We start from the raw sequence: 16,659 nt of genomic DNA on the forward strand, positions 1-16,659 counted from the left end.
CTGGTTATTCACCTAATAATAGAAGGTACCGAATAATCGAGGAGGGAGCGCGATGAACCTGGTGGATCAACTGGCGGAATATTACCGCCTGAGCCAACACGCTGAAGTGCAGAATGGGTTGTGCCGCTGGTGGCTGCCGCAGGGGGAGGCGCGTATTGCCTACCTGCGCGAGCTGCTTGAGCCACAGCGCGCACGCCACCTTAGCCGAAAGCGATCGCCGCCCAGCGCAAAAGCAGCAACCCCAGGCAAATCAGCACCAGAATGATAAACATTTTCCAGTGTTTTAGCCGCATACGTTTGGTGACCACCTGAACCTCCTTATTCGCTTAGGCGCTAATATACCAGATACATGCAATGATAATGATGATAACCACCACCGCGATCACTTTTAATAAATCACTGAAGGTATCATCGGGATCTTTATCGGAATTCTTCATATCTCCACCTGGTGCGGCGCTGCGGCTTATGTGTGTAGCCAACCAGTATGCCTGCGTAATACCCTTGGGCACATAGCCGAGGGGTAAAATAGGGTAAATCCGTATTGGCGGCGGGAGGGATTGCCAATTCTGCTTCCTCACGTTGAGAGCGCGTATTATTCTGTTGCCTCTCTAATGCAATCACGCAGGGTAAATGATGTCAACAGCGGTACCGAAGAAGTATGAAAACGCCGAACGTTGGGCTTTTGGCGATACCGAGCAACTGGCGGATGAGTTAGTCGCGCTGGTGCTCGATGGGCAGAAAACGGCTACCTGTTCAGCACTGGATGAAGACGGTATCCCAGTGGTGGGCGACGCTTTTGTCGTTGTTAACGGCAAAGGGGAGCCGGTGTGTGCGGTGGAACTGACCGCGGTCGATCTGAAAACCTACGATCAGGTGGACGAAGCCCATGCCTATGCGGAAGGTGAAGGCGACCGTTCGCTGGCGCACTGGCGCCGGGAGCATAAACGCTTCTTTGAAGAGTACGAGATGTTTTCACCGGACATGTCACTGATCCTGATGCACTTCAAGGTGGTGGAGCGGTTCTGAACCCTGGCCGTACCAGAGCAATAAAAAAACGCGCAGTGCCGTTGTGGATCACAGCGCGCTCCTTGTCTTTCCAGCCATTATTTTAGTTTCATCACCCAGGCATCGGCCTGGCTATCGTAGTGGTGCTTATACAGCAGAGATTGTTTCCCATTGAGCACGGCAGGGATGCTGGTGTGCTCATCCCAGCCATCCAACTGCATGCATAAATCAGGATCTGATTTACAGGGAATACTTAGCGTGCTGTCTCCCTCCGCCTGCCCATCGGCGGGGGAAAGGTGCGCATCGTCAATCTCGAAGGTGCCAATTTTTACCACGGTTTTGCCCATAGGAACTCCTTACGTTGCGGAATGGAGGTACGACCAGTCCTCTATGAGCATAGTCAACAGGGCAAAAAATGCCACCGTGGGCGCCAAAGCCTGTGCTATGGGTGAAAATCCAGCGCGCCGTCGCGCACCAGTTCACGCGGCAAATTGTTTTTGATCCGGTTACCGATGCGTTTGGCGATCCCCAGCGGCTGATGCTGATAAGTAACGATGCACTCATCGCTTGCCGGTAAATCGGTAGGATATAGATCGCGCCCGTGATACCACTCCTGTGCCAGATCGGCGCTCAGCTCAAAGGCTTGCCGGCCGCGCCCATCACCCAACGCTATCACGGCTTCATGCTGCCAGCGGTAACCTTTCGGGAAGCGTTCGGCCAGCTTCAGGCCTATGCGGGAAAAACGCACTTTGCCAAAAAGTGGCTCCAGCTCGGCGGGGAACAGCCAAATTTCCTTATCCCGCTCCCACAGGCGGCTATTTTCATCCCATGCCAGCCCGGCTGCAGCTGCACTCTGGCACAGCTGGGCGGCGGCTTTGGCGGCGAGAGGGGTGAAGGGGAACTTACCGACCTTATAGCTGGGTTTAGGCAGCGCCGGGGAGGAGCAGTGCTTGCGTAGGCGCGCAACAAAGAAGCCTTCACTGTCGTAAATTTGTGGGAAGACGTGCAGGAACCCTTCCGCCGTCAGCGCTTTTTCGGCGCCGGGGAACAGATCCCCCAGCGGTTCGACGCTTACCGCTTCGGGATAGGCGGCCAGCAGGCTATTCACCACCTGCTGGTTTTCCTGTTCGTTCAAGGTGCAGGTGGAGTAAATCAGCACGCCGCCGGGCTTCAACGCGTGGAATGCGCTATCGATCAGCTCACGCTGGGTGGCGGCGATGCTGGCCACGCTTTCCGGCGACCAGTTGCTCATGGCGGCCGGATCTTTGCGCACTACACCTTCACCGGAGCAGGGGGCGTCCAGCAGGATGGCATCGAAGCTTTCCGGCAAGGCGGCACCGAACACTCGCCCGTCGAAATGGGTCAAGGCGACGTTTTTCACCCCGCAGCGGCTGATATTGGCGTGCAGCACTTTCACCCGGCTGGCGGAGTATTCGTTGGCGATGATGCCGCCGGCATTGTGCATCAGCGCGGCGATTTGCGTGGTTTTTGAGCCGGGCGCGGCAGCCATGTCGAGCACCCGGCTCGGCGCCGCTTCTGCGGCGAACAGTGCGCTGGGCGGCAGCATTGAGCTGGCTTCCTGAATATAGAACAGGCCGCTCAGGTGTTCGGCCGCGCTGCCTAGGCGCAGATCTTCATCCGCGCGGCTGATCCAAAACCCTTCGGCGCACCATGGGATCGGCTCCAGTTGCCAGCCGTAGTCCTGCACCAGCGCCAGGAAGTCCGCCACGGTGATTTTAAGCGTATTCACCCGCAGGCTGCGGCGCAGCGGGCGTTGACAGGCGGCGATGAACGCCTCCATCGACAGTTCGGCAGGCATAATGGCGCGTGTTGATGCAAGAAATTCGGGCGGTAGCAATACGGAGGCGGGTTTGGCCACGGGGGAGCTCTCTGGGCTGTAAAAATGAAAGGCGGGATTTTAGCATGAAAATGCCGGGCGGGGGATGGGATTGCCCTCACCCCAACCCTCTCCCAGCGGGAGAGGGAGCCGTTCCGTTGTGAAACAGGTGTCTACCGCCAGCAGCACTGTAAAGGCTATTCAACAAAACGCAGCGATTGCAGCGAACACTGGCCAGTACCCTCTCCCTGTGGGAGAAGCGCAGGGGGTAAAGCGAGCACTGGCTGATTCCCTCTCCCTATGGGAGAGGGCCAGGGTGAGGGGCAAAGGAGCCAAAACGCACACCAGTCGGTTCCCTCTCCCTGTGGGAGAGGGTTAGGGTGAGGGGCCGTAAGGTTAATTTTGCGGGATCGCCGTGCCCCAGGAACGCCAATCCTTCGGCTCTTCGGCATTGAGCAGGAAGTGTTTCCCCGGCCCAGCCTTAGGCGCCAGTGGGATGCTTGGCGGCGTGGCGAAGGCAATCCCACCGCGGATAAACTGCTGGAAGGTACCGCTTTTTATAATCCCACCGGTAAGGCCGAACTGCAGATTGTAACCAGAAGCCTGCCAGAACACGCTGTTGTTACGCACCAGGTTCTGATATTTCTTGCTGATCCGCAGCGCCACATGCACGCGATCCGACATCGCCCCCAGGTAGAATCCGGTGACCGTCCCCACCTCAATCCCGCGGAACAGTACCGGCGTGCCGATTTGCAGCGAACCGGTGTCGCTGGCATCCAGCACCACGTTCAGGCCGTCCAGGTAACGGGAATCGGTGATGCTGGCTTCTTGCAGCTCAAACTCACGCCGCGAGCCGCCCTGGCCCGGCTCAATATTAATGTAGGGCTGCAACAACGTATCCAGGTTATTGACCCCGGCCGCGGAAATTTCGGGGGAGACGACAGAGAAACGGGTGCCGGCGCGGGCAAAGGTAGCGACGTATTCCGGATACAGCACCGCTTTGGCCAACACCTCGCTGCGCTGCGGCGAGAGCTGCAGTGATTCCACCTGGCCGATATCAATGCCGAGATAGCGGATCGGCATTCCCGAAGACAGCTTGCTGGCATTGTAGGTCCTCAGCGTAATTTGGCTGCCGACGGCGCGTGCCGCGGTCTCATTGCCGTACAGCACGCGTTTGGCACCTTTGTCCAGCGTTACCCCTTGCAGGTTATCGAAGCTGATGGCGCCCTTGAGCGCACGGTTCAGTGGCGAAGCCTGCACTGTCAGGCCATTGCCGTTCAACTGCACCCTGGCGCCGCCTTCGGCCCAGAAAATGCTTTGCTCGGTAAGCAGTTTGCGGTATTCCGGGCTAATGTAGACATCTACCTCGAACTCATTGGCCTTGGGGCGCACGTTGACGATCTCGCCAACCTGAAATTTGCGGTATAGCACGATCGAACCGGCCTGCACGTCCGGCAGGCTGGTCGCCATCAGCGTCAGGGTGGGCAGCGGCGTATCGCCGGTGATGCCGGCTGCAGCCTTATCGGCATTGGCATACAACGGGTACTGACGGGCGGGTTCGCCTTTGCCGCCGGGAATGATGAGCACCCCACCGTCAAGCCACTCCTGGGCGCTGGCGCCTTGCACGTTCACCCCGTCCAGGCCGAGTTTAATATCCACGCGGCTGTTGACGACAAACTTGCTGTCTTTATGCAGCAGATCGCGATATTGGGCGTCGATCGCCGCCTGGAAAACCACGCCGCCGCCGGTCAGGGTGCGGCCGACGATCTGGCCCACTTTGATGCCATGGATCAGCAGTGGCTGGCCGGCGTCGATACCGTAGCTTTGCGGCGCAGACAGCGTAACGGTAAGTACGCCCGGCTGCTGCAATAGCGTTTCATTGTTATCCAGTACGTTGAAATGCTGCTGTGGCTCGCCCTCACCGGGGATCAGTTCCAGCGTATTGCCGGTCAATAGTTGGCTTAGCCGGGCATCGCTGAGGCTGATTTTCGGGCTGCGCATCACAATACGGGTACCGCTGCGCATCAGATCGACCACGGAAGGATCGACCGTCAATTCACCGCTGACCTTGTTGTCTTGTTGCAGCGTCAGTTTGGTCAAGGTGCCGACCTGCAGACCCTGGTACATCAGCGGTGTGTGGTTTTCATTCAGGCCGTTGCCGCTCGGCAGATCGAGCGTGATGCTCACCCCTCGCTGGCTGTGGGCCAGGTCCGGGTACAGCGTGAAGTTTTGATCGGCCTTGGCCGGAGTGCCCGGCGCCGGCGAATCGAAAGCCACCGCGCCGTTGACCAAGGCCGCCAGGCTTTCCATTTGCACCGAAGCCCCCGCGAGGCTGACATCGCCTTTAAAGCCGGAGACATTCCAGAAGCGGCTTTCGGATTTCACCAAGTGGGTGAAGCGGCGGTCAATCAGCACGTCGATGGTCACGCCCTTATTGCCTTCGGCGACGGTGTAGTCGTAAACGCTGCCGACCGGAATCTTGCGGTAATAGACCAGTGAGCCGGAGGTGAGGGAGCCAAGATCGTCGGCATGCAGGTGGATCATCAACTCGCCGGTATTCGGACGGTATTTGGGCTGGGTATCAAGCGCGCTGAAGTGGTTTTGCGGTTTGCCGCTGCCGGGCAGCATACCGATGTAGTTACCGCCCACCAAGGCATCCAGGCCGGAAACCCCGGCCAATGACGCTTTCGGCGTGACCAGCCAGAACTGTGTGCCTTCACGCAGCGAGTCCGCCAGTTCGTTTTTAACGCTGGCTTCAACCAAAATGGTGCGCAGATCTTTACTCAGGCTGATGGATTGCACGGTGCCGACGTCCACCCCTTGATAGCGCACCGGCGTGCGGCCGGCAACGATGCCCGCCGCCGACTGGAATTCAATGGTAACGGTGGTGCCGCGCTCCAAGTAGTTGCTGTAAAGCAGCCAACCTGCGATCAACAACGCAATAAACGGCAATAGCCAGAATGGCGAGATGCGGCGTTTCTTGGTGACCCGTGCTTCAATCGGTGTATTCGGCATTTCCTGTGGCATGCGCATCCCAAATCAGTCGGCTATCCAGCCATTTAACGGCAAGGAGGGTTAAGATAACTGCAGAACCGAAGTAAAAGGCTGCAGGCCCCATGGTAAAAGACAATAGCTGGTCGCGGTTCACCAGCGACATCATCAACGCGATGACGAACAAATCAAGCATTGACCAGCGCCCAATCCAGGTCACCAGCCGCAGCAGGCGGATCCGGGTTTTCAGGTTGTGCGTGGCTTTAAAGTGGATGCTGAGCAGCAGGGTAATCAGCACGATCACTTTGGTGAACGGTACCAGTATGCTGGCGATAAAGACAATCCCGGCAATCGGCACGTTGCCGGAGGTCGCCAGCGACACCACGCCCGAAAAAATCGTGTCCTCAAGGCGCTCGCCGTTGGCGTAAATCACCGAAATCGGCAACAGGTTCGCGGGCAACAGCAGGATCATGGCTGCGATCAACGCCGCCCAGGTTTTTTGCAGGCTATAGGGTTGGCGCCGGCACAGTGGGGTATGGCAGCGCGGGCAGCGCCCCTGCGCATCGGCGGTGCCGGTAAAATGGCACGCCAGGCAAACCTGCAGGGTTTCCGGCGGGCCTTCCCGGTGTTTCTTCTGCGGGTAGTAACGCGCCCAAAGCTGCTCCAGATTCATGTGGATCAGCGTCAGGATGCTCAGCAGCGTAAGCGACAGGTAGGCAACCAGCCCATTGCCGAACTGAATGTCGGCATATTCCTTCACTTTGATGGCGGCGACGGCCATACCGATCAGATAGACATCCAGCATGATCCATTCTTTCAGCCGGGCCAGCATCAGCAGCACCGGGCGCAGGTTCATGCCGAAAGTATGGCCAATGCGCAGGTAGAGCAGGGAAAGCACCAGCGTCAGCGGGGCGCCGAGGGTACAAAAGGCAACCATGCTGGCGGTGAGCGGGTTGCCCTGGCTGCTCATTTGCCAGATGCCTTGCAGCAGGCTGGCGTTGATACTGGTGCCCAGCAGATGAATGTTAATAAGCGGTTCGGTAAAGGCGAACGGCATCAGCAGCAGCATCGCCACCGCGATGGCGGTCAGACGCGTCATCGACCAGTCGCGCCCGCGCAGGGTTTTGGCGTTGCAGCGCGGGCAAAAGGCCGCCTGGTTCGCCGCCAGCGGTGGTACGCAGAACAGCAGATCGCATTCGCTGCAGCGTTGGTAGCGCGGCTTAAGCGGTTGGCTGGTGATTGCGTGTATTTCCATCATGGGAAAACGGCTCTACGGGTTGGTGATGATAAACCGCTGATAACGGTGCATATTGATTGCGGCGCGGGCCTGGCATTGCCTGTTCAGCGTAGCCGGAAGTTGCGCTGCCTGCCGCGATTAATGGTAAAAAAGTGTCACTTCTGCCGCAGCCAAACATACCCTGAGGCAGAGGGTTTTGTGAAGCAACGGATGATTGGCCTTGTGACGATACGCATTTAATGCTTATTTATACGGGTTATGCTTCGGTTATCTACAGAACAGAGTGTTATGGTTAATAAATGAACAAAGAACAAAGCTATGCAGAATTGGCGCGCGATTTGGCGGCGTTGCTGGATGGAGAACGCCATTTTATTGCCGCCCTGGCGAACGCCAGCGCGTTGATTAATGAGCGACTGGATGACGTCAACTGGGTGGGCTTTTACCTGATGGACGGCGCCCAACTGGTGCTGGGGCCTTTTCAAGGCAAAATCGCTTGTGTGCGTATTCCCGTGGGGAAAGGTGTGTGCGGAACGGCCGTGGCGGAAAACCGGGTGCAGCGCGTTGATGATGTGCATGCTTTCCCTGGCCATATCGCCTGCGACGCGGCCAGCAATGCAGAAATTGTCCTGCCGCTGGTGGTTGGCGGGAAAATTATCGGCGTGCTGGACATTGATAGCACAGTTTATCAACGCTTCGACGAACAGGATGAGTTAGGGCTGAAGGCAGTGGTGGCGGGGCTTTGCGCGCAGTTGGAGCAGTGTGATAGTGAGAAATACGTCACTGCAACGGTAAGTTGATCGACAGTTAACGTGGCAATTACCGATGGCGTCATTATAATGACGCCTGTTCATGCCTGCGCTGGTTGGCAAACCCGTTGTAATCAGGAAATTTCATGGAAAATCAACCTAAGTTGAACTCTAGTAAAGAAGTCATTGCTTTTCTTGCCGAGCGTTTTCCGCTCTGCTTTAGTGCCGAAGGCGAAGCACGTCCGCTGAAAATCGGTATTTTTCAGGATTTGGTAGAGCGTGTGCAGGGCGAAGAAAACCTGAGCAAGACACAATTGCGTTCTGCTTTGCGCCTGTATACCTCAAGCTGGCGCTACCTGTACGGTGTCAAAGTAGGCGCACAGCGCGTTGATCTTGACGGTAACCCTTGTGGTGAGCTGGAACAGCAGCACGTCGATCATGCCCGCCAACAGCTTGAAGAAGCCAAAGCGCGCGTTCAGGCACAGCGTGCCGAGCAAAATGCCAAGAAGCGCGAGGCCGCTGGCGCCGCTGCTGCGGATGCACCACGTCGCCCACGCGCCGCCGGCAAACCGCCGGTTGCACGCCGTGAAGCCGGGGCTGCGCCGGAAGGCCGCAAGCCGCGCTCACAAGCCCGCCCGCAGCAAGCACGTCAACCTCGTGCGGCAAAAGAGGAACGTCAGCCTCGCCCAGTGCCAGTTACGGATATATCGAAACTGCAAATTGGTCAGGAAATCAAAGTCAGAGCTGGCAAGAACGCTATGGATGCCACCGTGCTTGAAGTCGCTAAAGACGGCGTACGTGTGCAGCTATCTTCCGGTCTGGCGATGATTGTGCGCGCAGAACACTTGCAGTTCTGATACGGAGGCCAACTAAGGCATGAACAAATTTGTCAGATTGACCGCAGTGGCTGGCCTGCTGTGGGCTGGCGTCAGTTTTGGTGCGGATACCGCCAACATCCGCATTGATCAACTGCCGCAGCTCCATCAGGAACCCCAGCATGCGACAGTGAGTGAGCGCGTGACTTCGCGCTTCACCCGCTCTCATTACCGCCAATTTTCCCTTGATGCAGAGTTTTCAGGCAAGATCTTCGATCGCTACCTGAATATGCTGGATTACAACCATAACGTGCTGCTGGCATCCGACGTGGCGCAGTTCGCAGACAAGCGCAACCAGATCGGCGAAGAGCTGAAAAGCGGCAAGCTGGATACCGCCTACGCGCTGTACAATCTGGCGCAGAAACGCCGTTTCGAGCGCTACAGCTATGCGCTAACGCTGCTGGATAAACCGGTGGCGTTCACCGGCAACGACACGATCGATATCGATCGCAGCAAAGCTCCGTGGCCAAAAGACAAGGCCGAGCTAGATCGCCTGTGGGATGCGAAGGTTAAGTACGATCGTCTCAACCTGAAGCTAGCGGGCAAAAACGACAAAGAAATTCGCGAAACGCTGACCAAACGCTATCAGTCGGCCATCAAGCGCCTGACGCAGAGCAATAGCGAAGACGTTTTCCAACTGATCATGAATGCGTTCGCGCATGAAATCGATCCGCATACCAACTATCTGTCGCCGCGCAACACCGAGCAGTTCAATACCGAGATGAGCCTGTCGCTGGAAGGCATCGGCGCCGTGTTACAGATGGATGATGACTACACCCTGATCAACTCCATGGTGCCGGGCGGCCCGGCGGCCAAGAGCAAAGCGATCACCGTGGGCGATCGTATCGTTGGCGTTGGCCAGACCGGCAAGCCGATGGTGGATGTCATCGGCTGGCGCCTGGACGACGTGGTTTCCCTGATTAAGGGGCCGAAGGGCAGCAAGGTGCGCCTGGAGATCCTGCCGGCCGGTAAGGGCACCAAGACCCGCGTGGTGACCTTGACCCGTGAGCGTATCCGCCTGGAAGACCGAGCGGTGAAAATGACCATCAAAACCGTGGGCAAAGACAAAGTTGCGGTGATGGATATCCCGGGCTTCTACGTTGGCCTGACCGACGATGTGAAAGTCCAGTTGCAGAAGATGGCCAAGCAAAACGTGAAAAGCCTGGTGATCGATCTGCGTTCCAACGGCGGTGGGGCACTGACCGAAGCGGTTTCGCTTTCCGGCCTGTTTATCCCAAGCGGCCCGGTGGTGCAGGTGCGTGACAACAACGGCAAAATCCGTGAAGACGCCGATACCGATGACGTTATCTACTACAAAGGCCCGCTGGTGGTGCTGGTTGATCGCTTCAGCGCTTCGGCTTCCGAGATTTTCGCCGCCGCCATGCAGGACTATGGCCGCGCGCTGATCGTCGGCGAGCCGACCTTCGGGAAAGGCACCGTGCAGCAGTACCGTTCGCTCAACCGCATCTACGACCAGATGCTGCGCCCGGAATGGCCGGCGTTGGGCTCGGTGCAGTACACTATCCAGAAGTTTTATCGCATTAACGGCGGCAGCACCCAGCGCAAAGGGGTGACGCCGGATATCCTGATGCCGACCGGTATCGATCCGGCTGAAACGGGCGAAAGCTTTGAAGATAACGCCATGCCGTGGGATAGCATCAATGCGGCAACCTACACCCGGTTTGGTGATTTGAAACCGTTTGAGCCGGAACTGCTGAAAGACCATGAGCAGCGTATCGCCAAGGATCCGGAGTTCCAATACATCGCCCAGGATATTGCGCGTTACAAAGCGCTGAAAGACAAACGCAACATCGTTTCTCTGAACTATGCGCAGCGTGAAAAAGAGAACCACGATGACGACGCAACCCGGCTGCAACGGATTAACGATCGTCTGGCGCGCGCCGGCAAGAAACCGCTGAAGTCGCTTGAGGATTTGCCGAAGGATTACCAGGAGCCCGATCCTTACCTGGATGAAACCGTGCATATCGCGCTTGATCTCTGGCGGCTGGAAAAACAGCCGCAGCCGGCGAAATAACCTAAAATATAACGCTCCTTCGGGGGCGTTTTTCTTTCTATTTGGATTTGGGCTGTTATGCGCAGTCATTTTAGCCACGCTGCGTGTTACCTTGCCGCCATCATTCATTCCAATGTTGGTTTAGTGCGATCTAATTCGCTAAATTTTACGTTTTAATGCAACAACCGTTTACAATTGGCAATCTCCAGCGAAAGCGCTGATTTTGTAAAGTTTCGTATTTTTAGTAGGTTAATCACAGGTAGCTCTTGAAATTGTGACAGATGCCCATACGATCAAGGGTATCTTTGGCAGCATTTGTTAACATTTACGAGGAAGCAAACATTTTATGATGCGTATAGCTCTGTTCCTGCTCACCAACCTGGCGGTGATGTTGGTTTTCGGACTGGTGCTCAGTCTGACAGGAATCCAATCCAGTAGCGTTCAGGGCCTGATGATCATGGCCGGCCTGTTTGGTTTTGGCGGTGCGTTTGTTTCACTGCTGATGTCCAAATGGATGGCGCTGCGCTCCGTGGGCGGAGAAGTGATTGAACAGCCGCGTAATGAAACCGAACGTTGGTTGGTAGACGTAGTCGGCCGTCAGGCGCAGCAGGCGGGTATCGCTATGCCGCAGGTCGCTATCTATCACGCACCGGATATCAACGCCTTTGCGACCGGCGCACGCCGCGACGCATCGTTGGTTGCGGTGAGCTCCGGGCTGCTGCAGAACATGAGCCGCGATGAGGCCGAGGCGGTGATTGCGCATGAAATCAGTCACATTGCCAATGGCGACATGGTGACCATGACGCTAATCCAGGGGGTGGTGAACACCTTCGTGATCTTTATTTCGCGCCTGATTGCGCAGGTGGCCGCCGGCTTCTTGGGCAACCGTGACGGCGAGGGGGAAGGCAACGGCAACCCGATGATTTATTTTGCCGTATCGATGGTGCTTGAACTGGTGTTCGGTATTCTGGCGAGCATCATTACCATGTGGTTCTCGCGCTACCGCGAATTCCACGCCGACGCCGGCTCTGCCAAACTGGTGGGCCGTGAGAAGATGATCGCCGCGTTGCAACGGCTGAAAACCAGCTATGAACCGCAGGAAGCGGGCAGCATGATGGCTTTTTGCATCAACGGTAAATCCAAGTCGTTCAGCGAGCTGTTCATGTCGCACCCGCCGCTGGATAAACGTATTGAAGCGCTACGTTCCGGCCAATATCTGAAGTAACGCCAGCCGTTTCGGCTTGCAGAAAAACCGCTCGCTTAGGCGAGCGGTTTTTTTGTCTATAGAAAACCCCCAGCTAGGCTGGGAGTTCCGGAAAGCTTTCAGCTTTAAGCCAGTTATAAAAACCCCTTTTGATTTGTTAAAACACCTTGCGGTCTGGCAACTGCAAAAGTTCAACAAGAAATCAAAAGGGGGTCCCAATGGGGGACGAAAAGAGCTTAGCGCACACCCGATGGAACTGTAAATATCACATAGTTTTTGCGCCACAATACCGAAGACAAGCGTTCTACGGAGAGAAACGTCTGGCGATAGGCAGCATTTTAAGAAAGCTGTGTGAGTGGAAAAACGTACGGATCCTGGAAGCTGAATGCTGCGCAGATCATATCCATATGCTTGTGGAAATCCCGCCTAAAATGAGCGTATCCGGATTTATGGGGTATCTGAAAGGGAAAAGCAGTCTGATGCTTTATGAGCAGTTTGGCGATCTGAAATTCAATTACAGAAACAGGGAGTTCTGGTGCCGGGGGTACTACGTAGATACGGTGGGGAAGAACACTGCGAAGATACAGGAATACATAAAGCACCAACTTGAAGAGGATAAAATGGGCGAGCAGTTATCGATCCCTTATCCGGGAAGCCCGTTTACGGGCCGTAAGTAACGAAGTTTGATGCAAATGTCAGAACGCATGCGCCTGTTAGGGCGCGGCTGGTAAGAGAGCCTTATAGGCGCATCTGAAAAACCTCCGGCTATGCCGGAGGATATTTATTTGGCCTACACGCGCCGCGCTAGCGGTTTTCACCCTGGCTTCCCGCCTGTGATGCGCGTGGCTGGGTGATCCGCAGGCTACTGACCACGGCGGCCACGGCGGCAAAGATACCGGCCAGCACCAGCGATGCGTGCGTGCCCGAATGGGGGAACAAGTTGAACATCAGTGCCACGAGCGCGGCGCCGGAGGTCTGGCCCAGCAAACGCGCGGTGCCGAGCATCCCGCTGGCGCCGCCGCTGCGGTTAGGCGGTGCGGAGGAAATAATCGTGTGGTTATTGGGCGACTGAAACAGGCCAAAGCCCGCGCCGCACAGCACCATACGCCAAATGATATCGATGTTGGTCGGTTGCGCCGGTAGCAATGCCAGCAAGAATAGCCCCAGGGCAAAGACACAAAGGCCAATGCCGCCCAACAATCCCGCATGAATATGTTCTATCAGGCGCCCAGCGATGGGCGCAACCACGATAATCGCCAGCGGCCATGGCGTTAGCAGCAGCCCCGTTTCCACCTCGGTGCGCCCCAGGGCGATTTGCAGGAAGAAGGGCAGCGAAACCATCGCCAGCATCTGGGCGGCAAACGAACAGATGGAGGTGCCCATCGACAGTGAGAAAATAGGGATGCGCAGCAGATCCACCGGCAGCAACGGATACGCCTGGCTGAGTTGGCGGCGCACGAAGAAATAGCCGATAACCAGCAGCAGCGCCAATTCACCGGCGATCAGCCGCAGGCTCATACCCTGGGCATAGCCGCTGATGGCGCTGATCAACAGCCCGAAAGTCAATGCATTCATCAGTGCGCTGATCAGATCAAAACGTTTATTGTTGCTTTTCTGGCTGTTGGCCGGCAGGAATCGCAGGCCCAGCAGCAGCGCCAGGATACCGATGGGCAGATTAACGGCGAACAGCCACTGCCAGGAGGCAACTGAAAGGATTGCTGAGGCGATAGTCGGGCCTGCCGCAGAGGAGAAGGCGACAATCAGCGAGTTGATGGCGATACCGCGCCCCAGGATCTTTTGTGGGTAGATGATACGGATCAGCGCAGTGTTGACGCTCATGATGGCGGCGGCGCCAAACCCCTGCAGCACGCGGGCGATGGTCAGAGTGAGCAATGAGTCCGCCAGCGCGCAAAACAGCGAGGTGATGCTAAAGACCAACAGCCCGGTTTGATAAACGCGGCGGTAGCCAATCATATCGCCCAGCGAGGCCAACGAAAGCAGTGAAATGACGATCGCCAATTGATAGGCATTCACCACCCAAATCGAGGCTGCCGGGCTGGCGTTAAGATCGCGCGCGATCGTCGGCAACGCAACGTTGGCGATGGCGCCGTCCAAGACGGAAACGGTAATGCCGAGTGCGATACACAGAATCGCGCCATAGCGCTGGGGAAGGGGAAGCCCATCGGTACAAGAACCCATATCAGTCCTGAGGTGGTTAATCCGGGAGAAAGTTAACATGCTAATCATAATCGCCGATGAAATCACTCTTCTGTGGCGCGCTAATTGTAAATAGCGATGATGAGCGCCGCTATATTGGCCGCATGGCGATGTTGCCGGCAGCCTGATTGCTGGCGGCGGGCGATGCCCCTATACTGCATCCTGGTTTAACTTGATAAAACAGAACGTTCGTAAGGAAAAACGATGACCAATGCACAGCCAGACAAACAACCCGACGCGGTGTCATCGGTGCTGAAAGTATTCGGTATCCTGCAGGCGCTCGGCGACGCGCGCGAACTCGGTATTACCGAGCTTGCCCAGCGGGTGATGATGTCCAAGAGCACGGTTTACCGTTTTTTGCAAACCATGAAGGCGCTGGGTTATGTGGCGCAGGAAGAAGATACGGACAAATACTCGCTGACGCTTAAACTGTTCGAGCTGGGTGCCTTATCGCTGCAGAACGTTGATTTGATCCGCATTGCGGATGTTCAGATGCGTGATCTGTCAAAACATACCCGCGAAACTATTCACGTCGGGGCATTGGATGACGACAGCATCGTGTATCTCCATAAAATCGATGCGCTGTATAACCTGCAGATGTATTCGCGCATCGGCCGCCGTAACCCGTTATACAGCACGGCGATAGGTAAGGTGCTGTTGGCCTGGCGCAGCCGGGCGGAGGCGAGCGCCATCCTTGCTGACGTGGTCTTTACGCGCAGCACGCCGAACACCCTGAGCAGCGTTGCCGAGCTGCTGCCGGCGCTGGAACAGGTGCGGCAACAGGGGTTTGCCGAAGATAATGAAGAGCAGGAAATTGGCCTGCGCTGTATTGCGGTGCCGATTTTCGACCGCTTCGGCGTGGTGATTGCTGGTTTGAGCATTTCATTCCCGACCATTCGGTTTTCTGAACAGATTAAAGCGGATTACATTACGCGGTTACAGGCGGCGGGGCGGAAAATTTCTGAACAAATGGGCTACGGGGATTATCCGTTTTAAGCGCGGCGGCAGCGAGGGGGAAATAGCGCCTCTCCCGTTCGGGAGAGGCGGTTAAGTGGTAGGTTTAACGATGGGCCAGCTCGACGTCGTCTTCGCTGTTCATCACGGCCTTGTCCGTTTGCTTCATCAACTGGCTGGTCAAGGTGCCTGCCGTCATCGAGCCGCTGACGTTCAGCGCGGTACGGCCCATATCGATCAGCGGTTCCACGGAAATCAGCAGGGCGACCAAGGTGACCGGTAGACCGAGCGCCGGCAGGACGATGAGCGCGGCGAAAGTTGCACCACCGCCTACACCGGCAACGCCGGCGGAGCTGATGGTCACAATCCCCACCAGCGTGGCGATCCAAACCGGATCCAGCGGGTTGATGCCGACGGTCGGCGCGACCATCACCGCCAGCATGGCCGGATACAGGCCCGCACAGCCGTTTTGGCCGATGGTGGCACCAAAGGACGCCGAAAAGCTGGCGATGGATTCCGGCACGCCCAGGCGGCGGGTTTGCGCTTCCACATTTAGCGGGATGCTGGCGGCGCTGGAGCGGCTGGTGAAGGCGAAGGTCAGTACCGGCCACACTTTCCGGAAGAACCGGGCCGGGTTCACGCCGGTGAGTGACAGCAGCAGGGCGTGCACGACGAACATAATGGCGAGGCCCAGATAAGAGGCGACCACAAAGCTGCCGAGCTTGATAATGTCCTGAATGTTAGAACCTGCCACCACTTTGGTCATCAACGCCAGCACGCCGTAAGGGGTGAGTTTCATCACCATGCGTACCAGCTTCATCACCCAGGACTGCAGAGTGTCGATGGCGGTCAGCACACGTTGGCCCTTGGCCGCGTCATCTTTCAGCAGTTGCAACGCCGCCACGCCCAGAAACGCGGCGAAGATCACGATGCTGATGATAGAGGTTGGGTTGGCACCGGTCAGATCGGCAAACGGGTTTTTCGGTATGAAAGACAGCACCAATTGCGGCACGCTCAGATCGGCCACTTTGCCCACATAGTTGGTTTCAATTGCGGACAGGCGAGCGCTTTCCTGTGCCCCTTGCACCAGCCCTTCGGCGGTTAGGCCGAACAGATTGGTGACCAACACGCCGACCAGCGCGGCAATCAGCGTGGTAAACAGCAGGGTGCCAATTGTCAGCACGCTGATTTTCCCAAGCGAAGAAGCATTATGCAGCTTGGCGACCGCGCTCAGAATCGAGGCGAATACCAACGGCATGACAATCATCTGCAGCAGTTGCACATAGCCGTTACCGACAATGTTAAACCAACTGATAGAGGCTTTCAGTACCGGACTGTCCGCACCGTATACCCATTGCAGGCCCAGGCCAAACAGCACGCCGATCACCAGACCCACCAAGACTTTTTTCGCCAGGCTCCATTGCTTATGACGGGTTTGCGCCAACAGCAGCAGCAGGGCGACAAAAACCAGTACGTTGACAACGAGTGGTAGATTCATCCCGATTCTCCATAATATTTACTTATTTCAATATAGCTACGCACCAAACTGTAGCAAGCCGCGTATCCTAACAGTTCGGCG

General features: G+C 56.7%; 14 protein-coding genes. 7 read left to right on the plus strand and 7 right to left on the minus strand.

What is annotated here, in order from left to right:
- Positions 1–200 precede the first annotated feature (200 nt).
- Positions 201–293 (minus strand): small membrane protein YniD, encoded by a 93-nt coding sequence (yniD, locus tag AC559G_RS16775; RefSeq protein WP_438596701.1) that lies wholly within the window; start codon positions 291–293, stop codon positions 201–203.
- 340 nt (positions 294–633) lie between these two features.
- Between yniD and AC559G_RS16780 the strand changes: the two genes are divergently transcribed.
- Positions 634–1,026, plus strand: a complete 393-nt coding sequence (locus tag AC559G_RS16780; protein WP_438596702.1) for an ASCH domain-containing protein — start codon at positions 634–636, stop codon at positions 1,024–1,026.
- A gap of 77 nt (positions 1,027–1,103) precedes the next feature.
- Here AC559G_RS16780 and AC559G_RS16785 read toward each other — a convergent pair whose 3' ends face one another.
- The 4 genes from AC559G_RS16785 to yebS all read right to left on the minus strand — a co-directional run bounded on the left by AC559G_RS16785 (position 1,104) and on the right by yebS (position 7,088).
- Positions 1,104–1,352: a DUF1480 family protein gene (locus AC559G_RS16785; protein ID WP_438596699.1), complete on the minus strand. Its 249-nt coding sequence runs from the start codon at positions 1,350–1,352 to the stop codon at positions 1,104–1,106.
- Positions 1,353–1,447: 95 nt separating this feature from the next.
- Positions 1,448–2,884 (minus strand): 16S rRNA (cytosine(1407)-C(5))-methyltransferase RsmF, encoded by a 1,437-nt coding sequence (gene rsmF, locus AC559G_RS16790; protein ID WP_498913329.1) that lies wholly within the window; start codon positions 2,882–2,884, stop codon positions 1,448–1,450.
- A gap of 354 nt (positions 2,885–3,238) precedes the next feature.
- Positions 3,239–5,869, minus strand: coding sequence for a PqiB family protein (locus AC559G_RS16795; RefSeq protein ID WP_498913330.1), 2,631 nt, complete (start codon positions 5,867–5,869; stop codon positions 3,239–3,241).
- Positions 5,838–7,088: a membrane integrity lipid transport subunit YebS gene (gene yebS / locus AC559G_RS16800; protein ID WP_498913654.1), complete on the minus strand. Its 1,251-nt coding sequence runs from the start codon at positions 7,086–7,088 to the stop codon at positions 5,838–5,840. Before yebS ends, AC559G_RS16795 begins: the two co-directional genes overlap by 32 nt.
- Positions 7,089–7,369: 281 nt before the next feature.
- Here yebS and AC559G_RS16805 point away from each other — a divergent pair, with 281 nt between their 5' ends.
- The 5 genes from AC559G_RS16805 (at position 7,370) to tnpA (ending at position 12,586) form a co-directional block, all read left to right on the plus strand.
- Positions 7,370–7,867, plus strand: a complete 498-nt coding sequence (locus AC559G_RS16805; protein ID WP_438599269.1) for a free L-methionine (R)-S-oxide reductase MsrC — start codon at positions 7,370–7,372, stop codon at positions 7,865–7,867.
- A 95-nt stretch (positions 7,868–7,962) separates the two neighbouring features.
- Positions 7,963–8,673: an RNA chaperone ProQ gene (proQ, locus tag AC559G_RS16810; protein ID WP_438599270.1), complete on the plus strand. Its 711-nt coding sequence runs from the start codon at positions 7,963–7,965 to the stop codon at positions 8,671–8,673.
- A 19-nt stretch (positions 8,674–8,692) separates the two neighbouring features.
- Positions 8,693–10,726 (plus strand): carboxy terminal-processing peptidase, encoded by a 2,034-nt coding sequence (gene prc, locus AC559G_RS16815; RefSeq protein WP_438599271.1) that lies wholly within the window; start codon positions 8,693–8,695, stop codon positions 10,724–10,726.
- A gap of 325 nt (positions 10,727–11,051) precedes the next feature.
- Entirely contained in the window at positions 11,052–11,930 is an 879-nt protein-coding gene (htpX, locus tag AC559G_RS16820; RefSeq protein WP_438599272.1) for a protease HtpX, read from the plus strand.
- 197 nt (positions 11,931–12,127) lie between these two features.
- On the plus strand, positions 12,128–12,586 hold the full coding sequence (gene tnpA, locus AC559G_RS16825) for an IS200/IS605 family transposase (RefSeq protein WP_498913331.1): 459 nt from the start codon (positions 12,128–12,130) through the stop codon (positions 12,584–12,586).
- A 127-nt stretch (positions 12,587–12,713) separates the two neighbouring features.
- Here tnpA and AC559G_RS16830 read toward each other — a convergent pair whose 3' ends face one another.
- On the minus strand, positions 12,714–14,108 hold the full coding sequence (locus tag AC559G_RS16830; RefSeq protein ID WP_462613642.1) for an MFS transporter: 1,395 nt from the start codon (positions 14,106–14,108) through the stop codon (positions 12,714–12,716).
- Between the two features lie 222 nt (positions 14,109–14,330).
- On the opposite strand from AC559G_RS16830, the gene kdgR reads away from it, so the two are divergent.
- Positions 14,331–15,122: a DNA-binding transcriptional regulator KdgR gene (gene kdgR, locus AC559G_RS16835; protein WP_498913332.1), complete on the plus strand. Its 792-nt coding sequence runs from the start codon at positions 14,331–14,333 to the stop codon at positions 15,120–15,122.
- Positions 15,123–15,186: 64 nt separating this feature from the next.
- Here the strand turns inward: kdgR and AC559G_RS16840 are convergent, their stop codons facing one another.
- Positions 15,187–16,578 carry an L-cystine transporter gene (locus AC559G_RS16840; protein ID WP_498913333.1) on the minus strand — a complete coding sequence of 464 codons (1,392 nt, stop codon included), beginning with the start codon at positions 16,576–16,578 and terminating at the stop codon, positions 15,187–15,189.
- Between the last annotated feature and the right edge of the window lie 81 nt (positions 16,579–16,659).

The sequence above is a fragment of the Gibbsiella greigii genome (assembly GCF_039540155.1).
Classification (GTDB): Bacteria; Pseudomonadota; Gammaproteobacteria; order Enterobacterales; family Enterobacteriaceae; genus Gibbsiella; species Gibbsiella quercinecans.